Below are 19,830 nucleotides of genomic sequence, written 5' to 3'. Positions count from 1 at the left end.
GCCGGCTCAATTCGCGGCCCGATGCGGATTGCAGTCCACCGAATACTCCGCGTGCTCGCCATTGACGTGCAATACCAGCGTCGCCGTGCAGATGTCGCCCGAATCGACGCTCAGCCGCAGCGTCGCAAGCGGTTGATCCTCGCCGCCGGCGAGTCGCGATTCGCCGGAGCGTGTGAGCGAGGCCGAGCCGGCGCCGCCGGTTTTGGTAATGCGCAGGCTGTACGACACGTCGACCGGCGCGGCCGCCCGCACGTGCGGCACGATGTTCACGCCGCCGGCACTGGCGGCGATGTCGAAATAGGCGTTGAGATCGTGAATGCCGACCATGATCGTCCCCTGTCGAATGAAAAAAAGGCCGAACGGGCAACCGTCCGGCCTTTTCGTTACACCGGCGGTGCTCAGTGCTGCTTGATCGATGCGGTGTTGAAGGCGCCCGTCTGGCTGATGCTCGCGTAGTTGCCGTTGCCTTGCTGCAGCAGCGTGGCATTGTTGCTGTAGCCGATCTGCGTCACGTAGCCCTGGTTGCCCGTGCCCGACACTTGCGACGCGTTGATGATGTTGAAGCCACCGGTTTGCGAGAGGCTCAGCAGGTCATCCGCACCCGTCTGCGACGCATTGGCGTAGTTGCCGATGTCGCCCGACTGGCTCACCGTCGTCGACGACCCCGATGCCGACTGCGTCACCGATGCCACGTTGTCCGCCGAAGCCTGCGTGATGGATGCCGTCGAACCGTTCGAGCTGCTCTGCGTGATCGACGCCGTGTTGAACGCGGCCGATTGCGTGATGGACGCGCCGTTGCCGTAGCCGTACTGCTGCGTGATCGTTGCGTTGTTCGATGCGGCCGACTGGTTGATCGTCGCGCTGTCGCCGGACTCGAACCACTGGTTGACCGTGGCGTTGTTGCCGTCGGCGGTCTGCGTGATCGACGTCGCGTTGCCGGCCGCCGCGAGCTGGTGCACCGCTGCGTTGTTGCCGCTCACGCCGCCCGATTGCGAAATCGTCGTCGAGTTGCCGCCGCCGAACGACGAATTCACGGTGGCGGTTTCGGTGCCGCTCTGGGTCGTCGTGACCTGGTCGCCAATCTCGGCGAACTGCGTCACGCTGGCGTTGGTCGTGCCGCCCGTTTGCGTGATCGACGTCGCGTTCCCGCCGCCCCAGGTCGTCTGGACGTTCGCGGTGCCGTTGTTGCCGGTCTGCGTGATGCCGACGGTGTTGCCGACCGTGTCCGTCTGCGCGACGGTCGCGTTGTTGCCGATCGCCGACTGGCTCGGCGAGCCCTGGTTGATCGTCACCGCGTTCCAGCCGCCGCCCTGCTGCGAGATCGACGCGCTGTCGATATAGCTGTACTGGTTGATCGTGTTGGTGTCGTATTGCGGGCCGCCCGTGTAGGCCGACGTCGTCTGCGTGATGGTCGCCGAGAAGTCGCCGCCACCGGACTGCGTCACATAGTTCCGCTCATGCGACGTGCCCGTCTGCGACACGTTCACGCTCGAATACGGCTCCGCCCACCAGGAGTTCTGCTGGATCACGGTCGTGTCGCCGCTGCCGCCCACGGTCGTCACGTTGGCGACGAACCCGTAACGAGGATCGTCGCCGGCTGCCGACTGGTTGATCGACACCGAATCACCGCTCGTCGCCGTCTGTTCGACGGTTGCCGAGTTGAAGCTACCGGTTTGCCCGACGGTCACGTTGTTACCCGACGAATCGGCCTGTGCCGCAGCCGATGCGAGCATCAGCACTGCGATTGCGATTGCAGACTTGGTCACCTTCATTTGTTGCTCCTGATTCGAAAGAAAATTCGCCGGAAAAGTGGGTCTTTGCCGGCACCCCCGCCAATTGAGGACGCTCTCACGTCCCACACCTCACACCACTTGAAGCAAAGCACCTGCAAACTGCGTCACCGTTACCGCGTCAGCACCGTCGCGCGCGCACCGTTGCCGGTCTGGATCACCTGGATCCCGGCGTTCGATCCGCCCTGCACGAGGTTCACCGCGTTGTTGCTGCCGTTCTGCGTGACGCGCGCCGAAAGCGATGTGCCGACCTGCGTCGAGTCGACCGAATTGCCGGCGCCGTTCTGTTGCACCTGCAACGTGTTGCCGTTGCCGCGCTGCGTCGCATTCAGCTTGTTGCCGACGCCGGCCTGCGACGCCGCGATCCAGTTCTGCGCGCCGGCCTGCCGCGCGACGATCGCGTTGCCGTCGCCGGCCTGCCAGATCAGCGCACCGTTGTGGCCGGCCTGGTCCAGCGACGCGGCATTGCCGACACCGCTCTGGCGCACCGCGACGATGTTGCCGCTGTAGTCGAATGCCGGTTCGGGCGGGCCGAGATCGTTGAGCGGCACGGGTGCCGCACACGCCGCCTGCATGGCGGCCGCTGCCCACACGGTCGCGAGCGCCTGCCATGCCACGCGGGCGCGCCCGTTTCGATCATGGTGTCGATTCATCCTGTTTTCTCCGCTGGCCGGCCTGATGCCGGTTAATGAGTGGACACGCCCGAGCGATCGATCTTCTGCGGGTCGTACGCGGTGTTCGCGTCCTCCATGTCCTGCGCGTATTTCCGGTCTTCCTGCAGATACCGCTGCATCGTCGGGTCGTACCAGTCCTGGTCGTTCTTCAGCACCCAGGTCTGATTCGCGACCCCCTGGACGATCAGGTGCGTGAGCGCCGATTCGATCGCTTCGTTCACGCAGATCTGCGCGGGTTCGTTACGTGTCAGCCCGGCTTCCGCCTGCAGCAGGTCCTTGAAGCCGACGAAGCGATAGATGCCCGTGTCGACCTGATAGGAGTAGACGGTCTTGGTCGTCGACACGCTGTTGAGCACCTGGCCCGTGCGGATGTCGATCGCGCGCAGGTTGACCGTGACCTGGTCGATCCGGTATTGCGTCGACCCGCTGATCCCGAGGTACGCGACGCCGGCCCCGCCGGTCCGGACGTTCGTGTCGTAGCCGACGATGCCGCCCTCGAGCACGATGTTCGCGGGCATCAGCGGCGCCATCGCATCGTTCTGTGCCTTCTTCGCATCCGCGCCGTCGGTGGCGCGCATGATCTTGCGTTCGGTCAGCAGGTCCTGCAGGTTCTCGCGTTCCACCGGCGTGAACCAGCCGGAGTCGCGCATCGCCTTGACGAGGAACGACGCGCCGCCCTGCGTGACCTGCGACGAGAAGGAGCTGTCCGGCGAGGCCTTGTACTGCCCCGTCAGATCGCGAAAGCCGTACACGGCCGCGACGATCTTGCCCTTCGGCGGCGGCAGGTGCGTGAGGTCGCGCGTGGTGCGCGTCGGCGGCGTCAGCGTCGCGTTGCTCAAGGCCGGCATCGGCCGCGTGACGCAGCCGACCAGCGACATCAGCAACAGCGCGCCCATGGCGATCCGTGTCGTCCCCGTGTTCACGCGTGTGCGTTCAGCATTTTTTTTCATGATTCGCTCAGTCGTTTTTTGATTTATTGGCCGTTGCTGACGATGAACGTCGAGGTCGCACCCGTCGTCTTGTCGGTGGTCGTCACTTGCAGGTTGCCGTTGCCGGCCGCACTCACGACGATCGTGAAGTTGCCCGTGCTGATCGTCCCCGGCTTGAGCTCGCCGTTGGTGCCGACGATCGAGTTCGTCACCGAGCCGGCGACGCGCGACAGGATCGCCTGCTGCAGCTGCGCGTTGAACTGGTCGAGCGATGACGTGGACGTCGGCGATGAAAAGGCCGACAGCGACGGATCCGTATGCTTGTTCTGCGCGTTGGCCTCGTTGAGCAGGTTGGGACCGTTTGCCGGGTTGCCGCCGAAATTCGGGTTGTTCGGCTGATAAACCAGCGTCGACGACCACGCATACGGCGACACCGCGGTCATCGCGACCAGCGCGATCACGCTCAATCTGATTCGATTCATTTTCTCCAACCCCCGTTTTTGATTAATCGATTAAATTTCGTCTTTGGCCAGATCCGAATCGGGAAACAGCAAATTCGACAGATCGTCCTGAATGACGGTCTGAAAGGAAATACTGGCGGCGCTTTCGGCCACGGCCTTGACGTTTGCGCGTGCGATCGGCAGGAAAGTCTGGAATACGCGCTTTTGCTGGAATTCGACCCAGATCAGGCTGCCGTAACGCCCGGACGGACGTTCGTGAATGGCGACCATGTAGCGCTCGCTCAGCGGGATTTCCGACCACGTCTGCGAGAAGTAGGTATAGAAATCACGGCCGGCGAGCGTCACGGCATCGGTCGTGACCGTGCCGCCGAGCTGGTCTTCCGGAAGGGCGCGGCGGGCGGCGGCCCGGGCACCGGCCGACGCGGCGCCGGCGGCCGGCTTCGCCGCGGCCGGGCCCGCGCCGGGCGCGGGCTTCGGTGCTTCAAGGACGCGTTCGGCGTTCAGCAGCGTCGAGGGCGGCGCAATCGGATGGCCGCCATTCACCGCCGCGGCAGGCGGTGCGTCGACGGTGTCTTGTGCCTGCGCGCGCGCCGTCGCGAATAGCGACAGACACGTCACGGCCCCCCAGGCCAATCGCCTGCTTGCGCTCGATACCATTTCCCCGACCCCGGAATCATTTGTACGAAATAAGGCCCCGCCCGATTTTCGGGTTATTCGTTCCTGGTCGAACGCGGCACATGGTGGGGGGAGTCAGCAAGAGGCATGCCTGCCGTTGTTTTAAACGGTATATTTTGTTAAGTCGTTATTCGTCTAATTTTTGAATCGCATATTTTCGTCGCGTAAAACGTTTGCGAGTTGGATATTCATTAACAAGCTTTCTTTTATAAATGGAGCATTACAGTTTAATCAGACGATATTTTCTGAAAATCGTGATTTGGAAATTCCTCGCGATGCTGACGCGGAGAAAACGTAACGTGTTGCTACGGGTTCGGCCGTAACGACACGACGTAACGTGCCGTTACGCACGTGGAATCGTCCGATGAAAAGCGCAGGGTTCCGGTGCTCGCGACGATGCCCGCGCGCCGGTGTCGGCGCGCATCGCGCTCGCGCATATGTGTGCGTGCTGATGGCGGGTATTCTGTTTGCGCGCATATTCCGCCACCCCGTTAGCATGTGACGAATCGGACTTTGGGTGCCGCGCACGCGACGCTAAGATCGCCGATCCCGTAGATCGAGCGTTCCAGAACAATGAAAAAGTCCGCGTCGCCGTTGCATGCCTTTCGTTTCCGTGTCGTCTGCGCCGCGATTGCCGGCGCGCTGTCGCTTGCATCGTGCGGCGGCGTCGACAGCGATACGCCGTCGTCCCAGACGAACACCCCGCCGCCGCTGGCCGCGAAACGCCCGAACATCCTGTACATCATGGCCGACGATCTCGGCTATTCCGACATCCATGCATTCGGCGGCGAGATCAACACGCCGAACCTCGACGCGCTCGTCGCGTCGGGCCGCATCCTGTCGAACCATCACACGGGCACCGTCTGCGCGATCACGCGCGCGATGCTGGTGTCCGGCACCGACCACCATCTCGTCGGCGAAGGCACGATGGGCGTACCGACCGACGAACGGCGCGGGCTGCCCGGCTACGAGGGCTACCTGAACGACCGTGCGCTGTCGTTCGCACAACTATTGAAGGACGCCGGCTACCACACGTACATCGCGGGCAAGTGGCACATCGGCTCGGGGATCGTCGGCAGCGCGACGGGCAGCGGGCAGACGCCCGACCAGTGGGGCTTCGAGCGCAGCTACGTGCTGCTCGGCGGCGCGGCGACGAATCACTTCGCGCACGAGCCGGCCGGCTCGTCGAACTACACGGAAGACGGCCGCTACGTGCAGCCTGGCCAGCCCGGGCAGCCGGGCGGCACGGGCGGCAGCCCGGCCGTGTTCTATTCGACCGATTTCTATACGCAGAAGCTGATCTCGTACATCGATTCGAACCAGCGCGACGGCAAGCCGTTCTTCGCGTACGCGGCCTACACGTCGCCGCACTGGCCGCTGCAGGTGCCCGAGCCGTGGCTGCACAAGTACGCGGGCGTCTATGACGCCGGCTACGACGCGATCCGCAACGCACGGATCGCGCGGCAGAAGGCGCTCGGCCTGATCCCCGCCGATTTCAAGCCGTTCGACGGCCTGCCTGAAACCACGGCTGCGTCGCCCGCGACCGCGAACAACGGCACGGCCGCCGCGAAATACATCAGCGCGGTGCATTCGGCCGCGGACGGCTACAGCGACTACGGCCCCGGCAAGGTCGACAAGCTGTGGGCGAGCCTGTCGCCGGCCGAGCGCAAGGCTCAGGCGCGCTACATGGAGATCTATGCGGGGATGGTCGAGAACCTCGACTACAACATCGGCCTGCTGATCCAGCACCTGAAGGACATCGGCGAATACGACAACACGTTCATCATGTTCCAGTCGGACAACGGCGCGGAAGGCTGGCCGATCGATTCGGGCGCCGACCCGACGGCGACCGATACCGCGAACGGGCAGGATCCGATCTATTCGACGCTCGGCACCGACAACGGCAAGCAGAACGCGCAGCGCCTGCAGTACGGGTTGCGCTGGGCCGAAGTGAGCGCGTCGCCGTTCCGGCTCACGAAGGGCTATTCGGCCGAAGGCGGCGTCTCGACGCCGACGATCGTGCGCCTGCCGGGCCAGACGCAGCAGTTGCCGACGCTGCGCGCGTTCACGCACGTGACCGACAACACGGCGACGTTCCTCGCGGTCGCGGGCGTCACGCCGCCGTCGCAGCCGGCGCCGCCGCTCGTCAACACGCTGACGGGCGTCGACCAGAACAAGGGCAAGGTCGTCTACAACAACCGCTACGTGTATCCGGTCACCGGCCAGTCGCTGCTGCCGGTGCTGACGGGCACGGCGACGGGCGAGGTGCATACCGCGCCGTTCGGCGACGAAGCGTACGGCCGCGCGTACCTGCGCAGCGCCGACGGCCGCTGGAAGGCGTTGTGGACCGAGCCGCCGCTCGGGCCGCTCGACGGCCACTGGCAGCTGTACGACCTCGCGGCGGATCGCGGCGAGACGACCGACGTGTCCGCGCAGAACCCGTCGGTGATCAGCACGCTCGTCGACCAGTGGAAGACCTACATGAGCAACGTCGGCGGTGTCGAACCGCTGCGTCCGCGCGGCTACTACTGAAGCCGGGAGCGACACGATGCGGTTCCGGTTCTGGACCATCGGCGCGGCGCTGGCCGGCACGCTGTTCGCAGCGGCATTCGCGGCCGGCTATGCGAATCCCGTCGCGCCGGCGGGCGGCGCCTTCGACGACGCGAATCGCGGCCGCGCGCTCGCGCCGCTCGGTTCGGAGCGACAGTGCGCGCGTTATTCGGGGCTGCCGGCCGGATGGCGCGACGACCCGAAAGCCGGGATGGTGCACCTGCGCGGCGGCGCGTTCGTGTTCGGCAGCACGCGCGGCTATGCGGACGAGCGCCCGGCGGGCGACGGCCGCACGCGTGTCGGCGGGTTCTGGATCGACCAGACCGACGTGACGATCGCGCAGTTCGCCGCGTTCGTGCAGGCGACCGGCTACGTGACCGAGGCCGAGCAGCAGGAGGGGGCGGCCGTGTTCCATGTGCCGACGCGCGACGAGATGAACGCGCGCGATCTTGCCTGGTGGTCGTGGGTGAAGGGCGCGTCGTGGCGTCATCCGCACGGGCCGGGCAGCGGCATCGACGGGCTCGGCAACCTGCCCGTCACGCTCGTCACGCAGCGCGATGCGCTCGCGTATGCGCGCTGGCTTGGCCGCGACCTGCCGACCGAAGCCGAGTGGGAATACGCGGGCAAGGCCGGCCGCGACGACGCAGCGCTCGACGCGGCGCCGCGCGACGCGCAGGGCAAGCCGGCCGCGAACTACTGGCAGGGCGTGTTCCCGGTGCTCGACACGGCCGAGGACGGCCATGCGGGGCTCGCGCCCGTCGGCTGCTACGCGGCGAACGGGTTCCGGCTCTACGACATGATCGGCAATGCATGGGAATGGACCAAGGACGCATACACGGGCCCGCACCAGTCGCATACGAACGGCGACACGGCGGCCGTCGCGCCGCCGACGCGGAAGCACGACACGCCGATGGTCATCAAGGGCGGCTCGTTCCTGTGCTCGCGCGACTACTGCGTGCGCTATCGCGCGTCGTCGCGCGAACAGCAGGAAGCCGATCTCGGCGCGTCGCATATCGGATTTCGCACGATTCTGAGGGATGCGTCATGAAGCGCGTCATGGTTTGCGTGGGCGCGTGGCTGATGGCGGCGTGTGCAATCGTTCATTCGGGTTTGACCTTGGCCGCCGAATCGGCCGCACCGGCGGTGCGCGTCGGCGTGACGCGCGGCGTACATGCGCAGATCCTCGACGAAGTGAAGCGGGTCGCCGCATCGCGAGGATTCGGCATCGACGTCGTCGAATTCGACGATGCATCGCGCATCGACGCGGCGCTGGCCGACGGCCGGATCGACGCAGCCAGCTTCGAGGATGCACAACAGCTTGCCGCGACGCGCGCGCAGAAACGCTACGCGCTGACCGAAATCGCGCCGACCGTCACGCTGCCGATGGCGCTCTATTCGCGCAAGCTGAAGAACCTGAACGAACTGCAGCCCGGGGCGACGGTCGCGATTCCCGCCGATCCGCGCGGGATGGCGCGCGCGCTCGTGCTGCTGCAGAACGACACGCTGGTGACGCTGCGCGAGCGGGCCGGCCTGCGTGCGACGCTGCGCGACGTGACCGGCAACCGGCTCGGGCTGAAGCTCGTCGCGCTGCGCCGCGATCGCCTTTATGCCGCGCTCGATTCGGCCGCGTTCGTCGCGATCGACAGCGACGATGCCGCGCATGCCGGGCTGCAACCCGCACGCGACAGCATCAGCATCGAGGATGCGCGCTCGCCGTATGCGAACGTGCTGACAGTGCGCGAGGCCGATCGCGCGAAGCCGTGGGTCACGCAGCTCGTCGCCGCGTATCACTCGGACGACGTCGCGCGCTTCATCCTCACGCGCTACCAGGATTCGGTGCGACGGCCGTGGTAGACACCTGGCTGCTCGCGTGCAACGCATGCGGACGCTGCTGCAACAGCGCACCGACGCTGTCGTTGCGCGAACTGTTCCGGCACGGGCATCGCTTCGTCGGTGCGCTGACGATCCGCCGCGTGCCGACGCGTCGAACCGGCGAGCGCTGGCGTGCGGGCGGCCGCGAGCACGCGCTCGATGCGGAAGACGTCGCGGCGTCCGATGCGCTGTCGGCGCGGTTGTTTCATCGCAGCGGCGGCGCGGCGAGCGAATGGATCGCGCTGACGCTGCAGGGCTACGACTATCCGTCGCTCGGCCGTTGCGCGGCGCTGGCCGACGACGGACGCTGCAGCGTGCATGCGGACAAGCCGTCGATCTGCCGCGCGGTGCCGCTCGATCCGATGCTGCCGGATCGCTTGCAGTCGCGCGTGCTGGCCGCGCGGCGCGACGATGCGGGATGGCTTGGCGCGAACTGCATCGTCGAAACGGCGAGCGCGCAATCGTCCGTTGAATCGTCATTCCCGATTCCGCTGGTGACGGCCGGAGAGGTCGCGGACCGTGCGGCGCTCGACGCGTATCGCGATGCGCTCGTGTTCGAGCGCGCGGTTTGGCGGGATGCCGTGTTCGCATCGTTGACCGATGGCGGGCAGGACGTGCGGCATGCCCTGTCGCGGCTTGCGCCCGGCGGCTATCTGACCGTGTCGATCGTGCCGGTGCTGCTGGCCGTCGCCTCGATATCAGCCCATTGCCGTGCACGCTGCCTCGCGTTTATCGACGCGCAACTCGCGTTGATCGGATTGAACATCGAAGCAGCACTCGCGCGCCGGCACGCCGACGACCGGCCCGCGACGCGAGAGTTGCGCGGTTTCGCGCAGGCGCTTGAACGGGCACGGCACGCCCTGGCCGCGATGCCGGCGCCCGCGGCCGGGATCCGTGAGGACGCACCGCGCATCGACGCGTGGCTCGCCGACCGGCCCGACCTCGATACGCTCGCCGCGTAGCGACAGCGGCCAGCCGCACGTGCCTTACAATCTGCGCTCTTTCAATCGCTTTCGATGGAGCGGGCATGTACGCGTCGACCTTCATTTTCCGTGCCGGGCAATACGACGACGAATTCCACCGGCTCGACCGGCAGATCGCCGACATGGCGCGCACAACGCCCGGCTATCTGGGCGAGGAGACGTGGGAGAACGCAGCATCGGGGCTGATCCAGAACGTCTATTACTGGGAGTCGGAGGCGGCGCTGCAGCAGTTGATGCAGCACCCGGCGCATCTCGAGGCGAAGACGAAACAGGCGCGCTGGCTGGACGGCTATCGCGTCGTGATTTCGAAAGTGTTGCGCGAGTATGGCGACGGCAAGCTCGCGCAGCCGCATGCGGGGCAGTGCGCCCGAATTGCTGTCTGATTCATTTCTTTCGCATTACGGATCAATAACAAGGTGCCGTGCGCGGCAGCCCGTGTTTTCACGCGGGTTTCCGCGGGATCGCGTGCAATCAATTCTTCATCAAGCATGGCTAAGGTGGCGGGGCTTCACGTCGTCAGTCTGTCCACCCACAACGTCCTCACTCGATGTCGTACGGAGCCTTGTCCATGCCGAATCTCGCCTTGTCCGCGAAGCGCCGCCGTGCGCTGCGCGCTCGCACCGTTCCCGTCTTCGCACTGACGCTGATTGCCGCGAGCATCGGCGCACACGCTGCCCCGCACGACAACGACGGCGACAGCCGTTTCGAGCCGGGTTTCGTGCCGGGCTTCCTGGTCGTCAGCCGCAGCGTGTACGACAACGTGTCGGCCAACGTCCAGCCCGGCGCGATCCTGCCGCCGAACTGCGCGAAGACCACCGGCGGATGCGGCGCGGCATCCGGCGCGCCGAACGACGGCACCTATCCGACCGTGTGGAACAACGACCGCTACGACGGCAGCTTCGGCATCACGTCGCGTATCTTCCTCGACCAGATCACGCCGGCCGGCGGTGTCGTCAGCACGCTCGAAGTGCCGAACAGCCTGCAGAAAGGCTTCGCGCACGACCAGCTGGTGACGAGCTTCAGCTCGAAGTCGGAACTCGGCCTGCACCTGTCGCTCGACGGCCGCTATCTGACGTTCATGGGCTACGTCGCGCCGGTCAATGCGATCGACGTGTCGAACTCGAACACGCCGCTCGCGGTCGATACGACCAACCCGGACGGGCAGAACTTCTATCGCGCGATCGCGCGCATCGATCGCCACGGGCATGTCCGCTTCACCGAGACGAACGCGTACAGCGGCAACAACGGCCGCGCGGCGATCCTGAACGATCGCGACGGCCGCGAGATCTACTACACGTCGGGCAACGCCGGCAACGGCGCGAACCCGCAGCCGGACAACGTGATCCTCGGCGCGGGCGCGCAGCTCATCGACGGGGCGAAGCATCACGAAGCGCAGCAGGATCCGGGCGTGCCGACGCCGCTCGCGAGCTTCTCGGTCACGGAACTCGGCGCGAAGGCCGACAAGATCGGCAAGGACGACAACTTCCGCGGCATCGCGGTGCACGACAACGTCGTGTACTACACGAAGGGCAGCGGCGGCAACGGCGTGAACACGGTGTACTTCGTCGATACGACCGGCACCGCGTGCCCGTCGGGCGTCGGCGTGCCGTCGCCGAAGGCCGTGCTGCCGACGGCGCCGCTCGCGTACAACGCCGCCACGCTGCAGACGGCGGGCCTGCCGAACAACATGTGCGTGCTGGCCGGCTTCCCGAGCACGCCGAACAAGACCGCGACGACGCTCGCCTATCCGTTCGGGATCTGGTTCGCCGACGCGAACACGCTGTATGTCGCGGACGAAGGCGACGGCTACACGGGCGGCGCGGACCTGTACACGCACGCCGCTGCGCAGAAGACGGCGGGCCTGCAGAAGTGGGTCTACGACGCGGGTACGAAGCAGTGGAAGCTCGCGTACACGCTGCAGAACGGGTTGAACCTCGGCCAGCCGTATTCGGTCGCCGGCTATCCGGCGGGCAACAATTCGGCGACGGGCCTGCCGTGGGCACCGGCGACGGCCGGCCTGCGCAACCTGACGGGCCGCGTCGAACGCGACGGCACGGTGACGATCTGGGCGATTACGTCGACCGTCAGCGGCAACGGCGACGTCGGTGCGGATCCGAACCGGCTGGTGGCGGTGCGTGATGTGTTGAAGAACACGAGTGCGGTGACGGCTGCGCATGAGCAATTCGCGGTGCTGCGGACTGCGAAGTTTGCGGAAGTGCTGCGGGGGATCGAGTTCGCGCCGGGGACGGATACGGGGCGGTGGCGCTGAGGTAGCAGAGCCCCGGGCTGATTGATGCCGGGTGACTCGGGCACGGTCGCGCGTTGGTGTGGCCGTGCCCTTCGACTTTGTCGTGGTACGGATTCAGCCGGCGCGTTGCGTTTCGCTGTCTTTCGGCTCAGCCCGAGCCGCACGCCGCCAGATCGGAAACATCGCATTCTTGTCTGATGCCTGCGCGTCGATGACCTTGCGGTGATCGATGCCCGGCATGCACGACGCATGGGGCGCACGCGTCGCAGGCGAGTGTGGGTGATTCGCGCGATGTCGAATGCGTGCCGGATACCCGGCCCGGCCATTCACCGGCTTGCACCGCATCAAAGCGCCTCAACCAGCAACCGCTTGCTCTTCTCGCAATACTCGTGACAAGCCGCCCGCGCGGCAATCGACGCGCCATGCACGAACCGCGGCGCATCGGCCCGCCGCGACATCGACACGACGATCGACGGCGGCGACGGCTGCAGCGGCAACTCCACGACTTCACCACTTTCGATCAACGCATCGACGAACAGCACCGGAATCGCCGCCACGCCAAACCCGTCGCGCACGAGCTGCACGATCACCGAGATCGACGGCGACCCGGTGATACGCGTGTCCGACAACGGCACGCCGTGCGCATGCGCGAGCGTGCGGACGATATCCTCCAGCGCGCGATGCGGCGCCGTACCCCGCCCATAGGTGAGAATCGGCTGCCGCAGCACCTGCCTGGCGAGCCCCGTGCGCGTGTTCGGCAGCAGCCCCGCGCGCGCGATCCAGCGCACCGGGTAGTTCGCGAGCGCATCGCACACGACCGACGCCTCGTCGCTGCCTTCCACGCGGATGATCAGGTCGAGTTCGCCGGCCATCAGCCGGCGCTGCAGCACGACGCTGACGTCGACGGTCAGGTCGATCTCGAGCTGCGGATAGTCGGCCGCCAGCCGCCGCATGTAGTGCGGCAGCCAGCTGTGCACGACGGTCTCGATCACGCCGAGCCGCAGCTTGCCGCGCAGCGCGCGCTCGCCGGAGGCCGCGGCCTGCAGCTCCTGCGTCGCCTCGACCACGGCCTTCGCATAGCCGAGCAGGTATTCGCCGTTCGGCGTGAGCCGGAATTCGCGGCTGTCGCGGTCGACGAGTACCGTCTGCAGTTCGTCCTCGAGCGCCTTCAGGCGCTGCGAGATCGCGGCCGGCGTCGCGTGCAGCGCGGCGGCCGTCGTGCGGAAGTTGCGCAGCTTCGCGAGCGTGACGAAGGTTTCGAGAAAACGCGTGTTCATGGCGGTCGGACGGAGGGTGAGCGCGCACTTTGCCGGTGAGGAAAAGTGAACGGAGCCGGGGAAAACCCCGAGATCCGTTAAGAAATTCTATACACGAAGCGCAAAAAAACTCGTTGGCGACAAAATTTTTTCTTTTCTACTCTTCGCTGTATCCGATGACACGGCACCGTCATCCCGACGACACACCGATCTGCGACAGAACCTCATGACCCCTTCCGAATTCCGCCAGTCCGTGCGCCACGGCGCGTTCCGCGGCCCGACCGCCGGCCACTGCGGCCCGTACGCGCAAGCGAACCTCGCGATCCTGCCCGACGCGTTCGCGCACGATTTCCTGCGCTTTTGCCAGGCGAACCCGAAAGCCTGCCCGCTGCTGGGCGTCGGCGAACCGGGCGCGTTCCGGGTCGACGTGCTCGGCGAGGATCTCGACATCCGCACCGACGTGCCGAGCTACAACGTCTACCGCGACGGCCGCCTGACCGAGCGCGTCGAATCGCTGGAGGCACTGTGGCGCGACGATTTCGTCGTGTTCGCGATCGGCTGCTCGTTCTCGTTCGAGGACATGCTGGCGCGCGAAGGCATCGGCCTGCGCCATGTGGAGGAGGGGCGCAACGTGCCGATGTACCGCACGTCGATTCCGAATCGCCGCGCGGGGATCTTCGGCGGCCAGCTCGTCGTGTCGATGCGGCCGATGCGCGGCGCCGACGCGATTCGCGCGGTGCAGATCACGAGCCGGTTTCCGGGCGTGCACGGCGCGCCGATCCATCTCGGCGATCCGCGCGAGCTGGGCATCGCCGACCTGAACGCCCCCGAATTCGGCGACGCGGTGACGATCCGCGACGGCGAGCTTCCGGTGTTCTGGGCGTGCGGCGTGACGCCGCAAACCGCGCTGATGGACGCGAAGCTGCCGATCGCGATCGCGCATACGCCCGGCCACATGCTGATGACCGACATCACGAACGCGTCGCTGGCCGTGTTCTGAGCCAGGACGACGACAACCCGACCCGCACGGCACGCCGCACGCGCGACAATCATTCGACGGCGCATAACGACAGGAGTACCACCATGGAAAGCAAGACCCTCGCGGCGCACGCCGCGGAGCCCGCGAGCCCCGAGCGTAACGGCCTGTTCTCGTGGTACGGGGACGCGCAGCCGCGCGAGCGCCGCGCGTTCTGGAGCTGCAAGGTCGGCTACATGCTCGACGGGATGGACACGCAGATGCTGTCGTTCGTGATCCCGACGCTCGTCGCGACCTGGGGCATCTCGCTCGCCGACGCGGGCTTCATCGGCACGATCACGCTGCTCGCGTCGGCGGCCGGCGGCTGGATCGCCGGCATCCTGTCCGACCGGATCGGCCGCGTGCGCACGCTGCAGCTCACCGTGCTGTGGTTCGCCGTGTTCACCGCGCTGTGCGGGCTCGCGCAGAACTACCACCAGCTGCTCGCGGCGCGTGCGCTGATGGGTTTCGGTTTCGGCGGCGAATGGACCGCGGGTGCGGTGCTGATCGGCGAAGTGATCCGCGCGCGCGACCGCGGCAAGGCGGTCGGCCTCGTGCAGTCGGGCTGGGCGATCGGCTGGGGGCTGTGCGCGCTGCTGTATGCGCTGCTGTTCTCGGTGCTGCCGGCCGAGCAGGCGTGGCGCGCGCTGTTCCTCGTCGGCCTCGCGCCCGCGCTGCTGGTCGTCGCGATCCGTCGCTACGTGAAGGAGCCGGACGTCTACGAGAAGGAGAAGGCCGCGCAGGCGAAAGTGGCCGATGCGCCGCGCCTCACCGAGATCTTCGCGCCGAAGCTGATCACGACGACGCTGCGCGCGGCGCTGCTGACGACCGGCGCGCAGGGCGGCTACTACGCGATCACGACGTGGCTGCCGACCTTCCTGAAGACGGAGCGTCACCTCACGGTGATGGGTACCGGCGGCTATCTCGCGATGATCATCTTCGGCTCGTGGGTCGGCTACCTGACGAGCGCGTACCTGACCGACCGCCTGGGCCGCAAGCCGAACTTCATCCTGTTCGCGGTCGGCTCGATGGTGATCGCGTTCGCGTACACGTCGCTGAACCTGACCAACGCGTCGATGCTGTGGCTCGGCTTCCCGCTCGGCTTCTTCGCATCGGGCATCTTCTCGGGGATGGGCGCGTTCCTCACCGAACTGTTCCCGACCCGCGTGCGCGGTTCCGGCCAGGGCTTCTGCTACAACGTGGGCCGCGCGATCGGTGCGCTGTTCCCGTTCCTGATCGGCGCGCTGTCCAAGCAATACGGGCTCGGCACGAGCATCGGCCTCTTCGCGGTGGCCGCGTACGGCGTGGTGATCGTCGCCGCGCTGACGCTGCCCGAGACCCGCGGCCGCGAACTCGACGCCGCGTAAGCGGCACGGGCGGCCGGCCCGTCGTTTTTCTTCCCCCTTGACCGACCCCGCGACACGGCGTGCGACGCGCGCCGTGCGGCGGCGCTCATCCCTCGATTCCACGACGCATCGACCCGACATCATGACTGACCGACACCTTTCCTCCGTTCCGTCCGACGCCGCACGCTGGCAATTCTGGATCGACCGCGGCGGCACCTTCACCGACATCGTCGCGCGCCGGCCCGACGGCACGCTCGTCACGCACAAGCTGCTGTCCGAGAACCCCGAGCAGTACCGCGATGCGGCCGTGGCCGGGATTCGCCACCTGCTCGGCCTCGCGGCCGGCGAGCCGATCACGCCCGAGCGCGTCGACATGGTGAAGATGGGCACGACGGTGGCGACCAACGCGCTGCTCGAACGCAAGGGCGAACGCACCGCGCTCGCGACGACGCGCGGCTTTCGCGACGTGCTGCGCATCGCGTACCAGAACCGGCCGCGCCTGTTCGATCTCGACATCGTGCTGCCGGATGCGCTGTACGAGACCGTCGTCGAGATCGACGAGCGTATCGGCGCGCACGGCGACGTCGTCGTGCCGTTCGATGCGCGGGGCGCCGAGGCGTCGCTGCGCCGCGTGTTCGACTCGGGCGTGCGCGCGCTCGCGATCGTGCTGATCCACGGCTATCGCTACACCGCGCACGAACGCGCGCTGGCGGACCTGGCGCGCCGCATCGGCTTCACGCAGGTGTCGGTGTCGCACGAGGTGTCGCCGCTGATGAAGATGGTGTCGCGCGGCGATACGACGGTGGTCGACGCCTACCTGTCGCCGATCCTGCGCCGCTACGTCGAGCAGGTCGCGCACGAGATGCCGGGCGTGAACCTGCAGTTCATGCAGAGCAGCGGCGGGCTGACGCGCGCCGATGCGTTCCAGGGCAAGGACGCGATCCTGTCGGGCCCGGCCGGCGGCATCGTCGGGATGGTGCGCGCCGCGCAGGCGGCCGGCTTCGAGCGCGTGATCGGCTTCGACATGGGCGGCACGTCGACCGACGTGTCGCACTATCACGGCGAGTTCGAGCGCGTGTTCGAGACGCAGGTGGCCGGCGTGCGGATGCGCGCGCCGATGATGAGCATCCACACGGTGGCCGCGGGCGGCGGCTCGGTGCTCGGCTTCGACGGCGCACGGCTGCGCGTCGGGCCCGAGTCGGCCGGCGCGAACCCGGGGCCGGCCGCGTACCGGCGCGGCGGCCCGTTGACGGTGACCGACTGCAACGTGATGCTCGGCAAGATCCAGCCCGAGCATTTCCCGCGCGTGTTCGGCCCGCATGCGGACGAACCGCTCGACCGCGACGGCGTGGTCGCGAAGTTCGCCGCGCTCGCCGACGAGATCCACGCAGCGACCGGGCGGCGCGAGACGCCCGAGGCGCTCGCCGAAGGTTTCCTGGAAATCGCGATCGGCAGCATGGCGAACGCGATCAAGAAGATTTCCGTGCAGCGCGGCCACGACGTGTCGCGCTACGTGCTGACGACGTTCGGCGGCGCGGGCGGCCAGCACGCGTGCGGCGTCGCCGATGCGCTCGGCATGACGCAGGTGTTCGCGCATCCGCTGGCGGGCGTGCTGTCCGCATACGGGATGGGCCTCGCCGACCAGACCGCGATGCGCGAGCGCGCGGTCGAGGCGGTGTTGTCCGACGATTCATTGCCGGCGCTGAATGCCGCGCTCGACCGGCTGGCCGACGAGGCCGTCGGCGCGCTGCTCGAACAGGGCGTGCCGCCGGAGCGGATCGCGACCGAGCGGCGCGTGCACCTGCGCTACCAGGGCACCGATTCGGCGCTCGACGTGCCGGCCGGCAGCGTCGCCGAGATGCAGCACGCGTTCGAGGCCGCGTACCGGCAGCGCTACGCGTTCCTGATGCCCGGCACGCCGCTCGTCGCCGAGCTCGCGTCGGTCGAGGCGATCGGCCGCTCCGACGCGCCGGTGGAGATCGCCCCGCTCGCGCCGCGCCACGCGGGCAACGGCGACGATGCCGCACTGCGCGCCCATTCCGCGGTGCGCTTCCATTCCGGCGGCCAATGGCACGACGCGGCGCTCTACGTGCGCGACACGCTGCGGGCCGGCGACGCGATCGACGGCCCGGCGATCGTCGCGGAGCAGAACGGCACGACCGTCGTCGAGCCCGGCTGGCGCGCGCAGATGACCGCGCAGGGCAACCTCGTGCTGACGCGCACGACGCCGCTGCCGACGCGCCGCTCGCTCGGCACCGACGCCGACCCGGTGCGGCTCGAGATCTTCAACAACCTGTTCATGTCGATCGCCGAGCAGATGGGGCTGCGGCTGCAGAACACCGCGTACTCGGTGAACATCAAGGAGCGCCTCGACTTCTCGTGCGCGATCTTCGACGGCGACGGCAACCTGATCGCGAACGCGCCGCACATGCCCGTGCACCTCGGCTCGATGGGCGAGAGCATCCGCACGGTGATCGAGCGCAACCGCGGCCGCATGCGCGACGGCGACGTGTTCATGCTGAACGACCCGTATCACGGCGGCACCCACCTGCCGGACGTGACGGTCATCACGCCGGTGTTCGCGGACAGCTCGGACGCGCCGCTGTTCTACGTCGGCTCGCGCGGCCACCACGCGGACATCGGCGGCACGACGCCGGGCTCGATGCCGCCCGATTCGACCCACATCGACGAGGAGGGCGTGCTGATCGACAACTGGCAGCTCGTGTCGGCCGGCACGCTGCGCGATGCGCAAACCCGCGCGTTGCTCGCGTCGGGCCGCTACCCGGCGCGCAACGTCGAGCAGAACATGGCCGACCTGCGCGCGCAGGTCGCCGCGAACCAGAAGGGCGTCGACGAGCTGCGCCGGATGGTCGCGCAGTTCGGCCGCGACGTCGTGCTCGCGTTCATGGGGCACGTGCAGGACAACGCGGAAGAAGCCGTGCGGCGCGTGATCGGCGCGCTGCAGGACGGCGCGTACCGCTACCCGCTCGACAACGGTGCGGAGATTCGCGTCGCGATCCGCGTCGACCGTGCGGCACGGCGCGCGGAAATCGACTTCACGGGCACGTCCGCGCAGCTCGACAACAACTTCAACGCGCCGAAGGCCGTGTGCATGGCCGCCGTGCTGTACGTGTTCCGCACGCTGGTCGGCGACGACATCCCGCTGAATGCCGGCTGCCTGAAGCCGCTCACGGTGATCGTGCCCGCGCGCTCGATGCTGAACCCCGAGTATCCGGCGGCGGTCGTGTCGGGCAACGTGGAAACGTCGTCGGCGATCACCAACGCGCTGTACGGCGCGCTCGGCTGCGTCGCGTCGAGCCAGGGAACGATGAACAACTTCACATTCGGCAACGATCAGTACCAGTACTACGAGACGATTGCGGGCGGCAGCGGCGCCGGTGACGGGTTCGCGGGCGTCGGCGCGGTGCAGACGCACATGACGAACTCGCGGCTCACCGATCCCGAGGTGCTCGAATGGCGCTACCCGGTGCGGCTCGACTCGCACCGGATCCGCGCCGGGTCGGGCGGCGGCGGGCGCTGGCGCGGCGGCGACGGCGCGGTGCGGCGGATCCGCTTCCTGGCGCCGATGACCGCGTCGATCCTGTCGAACAACCGGATCCACGCGCCGTTCGGCGCGGCGGGCGGCGAGGCCGGCGCGCTGGGCCGCAACACGATCGAGCGCGCGGACGGCACGGTCGAGGCGCTCGACCATATCGGCCGAGCGCAGATGGCGCCGGGCGATGTATTCGTCGTCGAAACCCCGGGCGGCGGCGGATACGGCGCCGCGGGCTGAGCCGGGCAGCCGGTGCCGGCGCGTCGCGCCGGCGCTCGGCCGGCATTGCAACGGACTGTGGAATAAAGCTGCGCATTAACGCACGAAAGGAATCAAATTCGACGGAAGGTCGGGTCGCCGGAGGGCGATCCGACCCTGTCCTCGCGGTCGCGTCAGCGCGCGCTCCCCGAATGCTGGAATCAGCCGCAAACGCCCGACTGGCGGGGCGCTCAGCCAACCCGCCGAACCCGCTTCGCAG

The 19,830-nt window shown here is 67.5% G+C and carries 17 protein-coding genes; 9 read left to right on the top strand and 8 right to left on the bottom strand.

Features of this window, described 5'->3' with window-relative positions:
* Nucleotides 1–6 precede the first annotated feature (6 nt).
* From csgH to CFB43_RS29675, 6 genes are all read right to left on the bottom strand, one after another.
* Nucleotides 7–327: a curli-like amyloid fiber formation chaperone CsgH gene (gene csgH / locus CFB43_RS29700; RefSeq protein WP_089497692.1), complete on the bottom strand. Its 321-nt coding sequence runs from the start codon at nt 325–327 to the stop codon at nt 7–9.
* A 71-nt stretch (nt 328–398) separates the two neighbouring features.
* Nucleotides 399–1,772 carry a beta strand repeat-containing protein gene (locus CFB43_RS29695; RefSeq protein ID WP_089497691.1) on the bottom strand — a complete coding sequence of 458 codons (1,374 nt, stop codon included), beginning with the start codon at nt 1,770–1,772 and terminating at the stop codon, nt 399–401.
* Between the two features lie 131 nt (nt 1,773–1,903).
* On the bottom strand, nt 1,904–2,443 hold the full coding sequence (locus tag CFB43_RS29690; RefSeq protein ID WP_144023127.1) for a hypothetical protein: 540 nt from the start codon (nt 2,441–2,443) through the stop codon (nt 1,904–1,906).
* Nucleotides 2,444–2,475: 32 nt separating this feature from the next.
* Nucleotides 2,476–3,414 carry a CsgG/HfaB family protein gene (locus CFB43_RS29685; protein WP_089497689.1) on the bottom strand — a complete coding sequence of 313 codons (939 nt, stop codon included), beginning with the start codon at nt 3,412–3,414 and terminating at the stop codon, nt 2,476–2,478.
* A 23-nt stretch (nt 3,415–3,437) separates the two neighbouring features.
* Complete coding sequence (locus tag CFB43_RS29680) at nt 3,438–3,875, bottom strand: curli assembly protein CsgF (protein ID WP_089428285.1); 438 nt, start codon at nt 3,873–3,875, stop codon at nt 3,438–3,440.
* A 30-nt stretch (nt 3,876–3,905) separates the two neighbouring features.
* Nucleotides 3,906–4,472 carry a CsgE family curli-type amyloid fiber assembly protein gene (locus CFB43_RS29675; protein WP_179254920.1) on the bottom strand — a complete coding sequence of 189 codons (567 nt, stop codon included), beginning with the start codon at nt 4,470–4,472 and terminating at the stop codon, nt 3,906–3,908.
* 630 nt (nt 4,473–5,102) lie between these two features.
* Here CFB43_RS29675 and CFB43_RS29670 point away from each other — a divergent pair.
* From CFB43_RS29670 to CFB43_RS29645, 6 genes are all read left to right on the top strand, one after another.
* Nucleotides 5,103–7,061, top strand: a complete 1,959-nt coding sequence (locus CFB43_RS29670; protein ID WP_089497687.1) for an arylsulfatase — start codon at nt 5,103–5,105, stop codon at nt 7,059–7,061.
* 16 nt (nt 7,062–7,077) lie between these two features.
* Nucleotides 7,078–8,127 carry a formylglycine-generating enzyme family protein gene (locus CFB43_RS29665; RefSeq protein ID WP_089497686.1) on the top strand — a complete coding sequence of 350 codons (1,050 nt, stop codon included), beginning with the start codon at nt 7,078–7,080 and terminating at the stop codon, nt 8,125–8,127.
* On the top strand, nt 8,124–8,933 hold the full coding sequence (locus tag CFB43_RS29660) for a MetQ/NlpA family lipoprotein (RefSeq protein ID WP_089497685.1): 810 nt from the start codon (nt 8,124–8,126) through the stop codon (nt 8,931–8,933). Before CFB43_RS29665 ends, CFB43_RS29660 begins: the two co-directional genes overlap by 4 nt.
* Complete coding sequence (locus CFB43_RS29655) at nt 8,927–9,913, top strand: YkgJ family cysteine cluster protein (protein ID WP_089497684.1); 987 nt, start codon at nt 8,927–8,929, stop codon at nt 9,911–9,913. Before CFB43_RS29660 ends, CFB43_RS29655 begins: the two co-directional genes overlap by 7 nt.
* Before the next feature lie 65 nt (nt 9,914–9,978).
* Nucleotides 9,979–10,317, top strand: coding sequence for an antibiotic biosynthesis monooxygenase family protein (locus tag CFB43_RS29650; RefSeq protein ID WP_089497683.1), 339 nt, complete (start codon nt 9,979–9,981; stop codon nt 10,315–10,317).
* A gap of 185 nt (nt 10,318–10,502) precedes the next feature.
* On the top strand, nt 10,503–12,203 hold the full coding sequence (locus CFB43_RS29645) for a hypothetical protein (protein WP_089497682.1): 1,701 nt from the start codon (nt 10,503–10,505) through the stop codon (nt 12,201–12,203).
* A 93-nt stretch (nt 12,204–12,296) separates the two neighbouring features.
* Here the strand turns inward: CFB43_RS29645 and CFB43_RS38975 are convergent, their stop codons facing one another.
* Together CFB43_RS38975 and CFB43_RS29640 are read right to left on the bottom strand one after the other, a co-directional pair.
* Nucleotides 12,297–12,422, bottom strand: a complete 126-nt coding sequence (locus CFB43_RS38975; protein ID WP_256990131.1) for a hypothetical protein — start codon at nt 12,420–12,422, stop codon at nt 12,297–12,299.
* Between the two features lie 104 nt (nt 12,423–12,526).
* Nucleotides 12,527–13,459, bottom strand: a complete 933-nt coding sequence (locus CFB43_RS29640) for a LysR family transcriptional regulator (protein WP_089428277.1) — start codon at nt 13,457–13,459, stop codon at nt 12,527–12,529.
* Between the two features lie 205 nt (nt 13,460–13,664).
* Between CFB43_RS29640 and CFB43_RS29630 the strand changes: the two genes are divergently transcribed.
* From CFB43_RS29630 to CFB43_RS29620, 3 genes are all read left to right on the top strand, one after another.
* On the top strand, nt 13,665–14,438 hold the full coding sequence (locus CFB43_RS29630; protein ID WP_089497681.1) for a putative hydro-lyase: 774 nt from the start codon (nt 13,665–13,667) through the stop codon (nt 14,436–14,438).
* 83 nt (nt 14,439–14,521) lie between these two features.
* Nucleotides 14,522–15,820 carry an MFS transporter gene (locus CFB43_RS29625; protein ID WP_089497680.1) on the top strand — a complete coding sequence of 433 codons (1,299 nt, stop codon included), beginning with the start codon at nt 14,522–14,524 and terminating at the stop codon, nt 15,818–15,820.
* 121 nt (nt 15,821–15,941) lie between these two features.
* On the top strand, nt 15,942–19,592 hold the full coding sequence (locus tag CFB43_RS29620) for a hydantoinase B/oxoprolinase family protein (RefSeq protein ID WP_089497679.1): 3,651 nt from the start codon (nt 15,942–15,944) through the stop codon (nt 19,590–19,592).
* The last annotated feature ends 238 nt before the right edge of the window (nt 19,593–19,830 follow it).

Source organism: Burkholderia sp. AU15512, from assembly GCF_002223325.1.
Taxonomy (GTDB): domain Bacteria; phylum Pseudomonadota; class Gammaproteobacteria; order Burkholderiales; family Burkholderiaceae; genus Burkholderia.
Note: the sequence above shows the minus strand (reverse complement) of the source record. Positions and strands in the feature narration are given on the sequence as shown.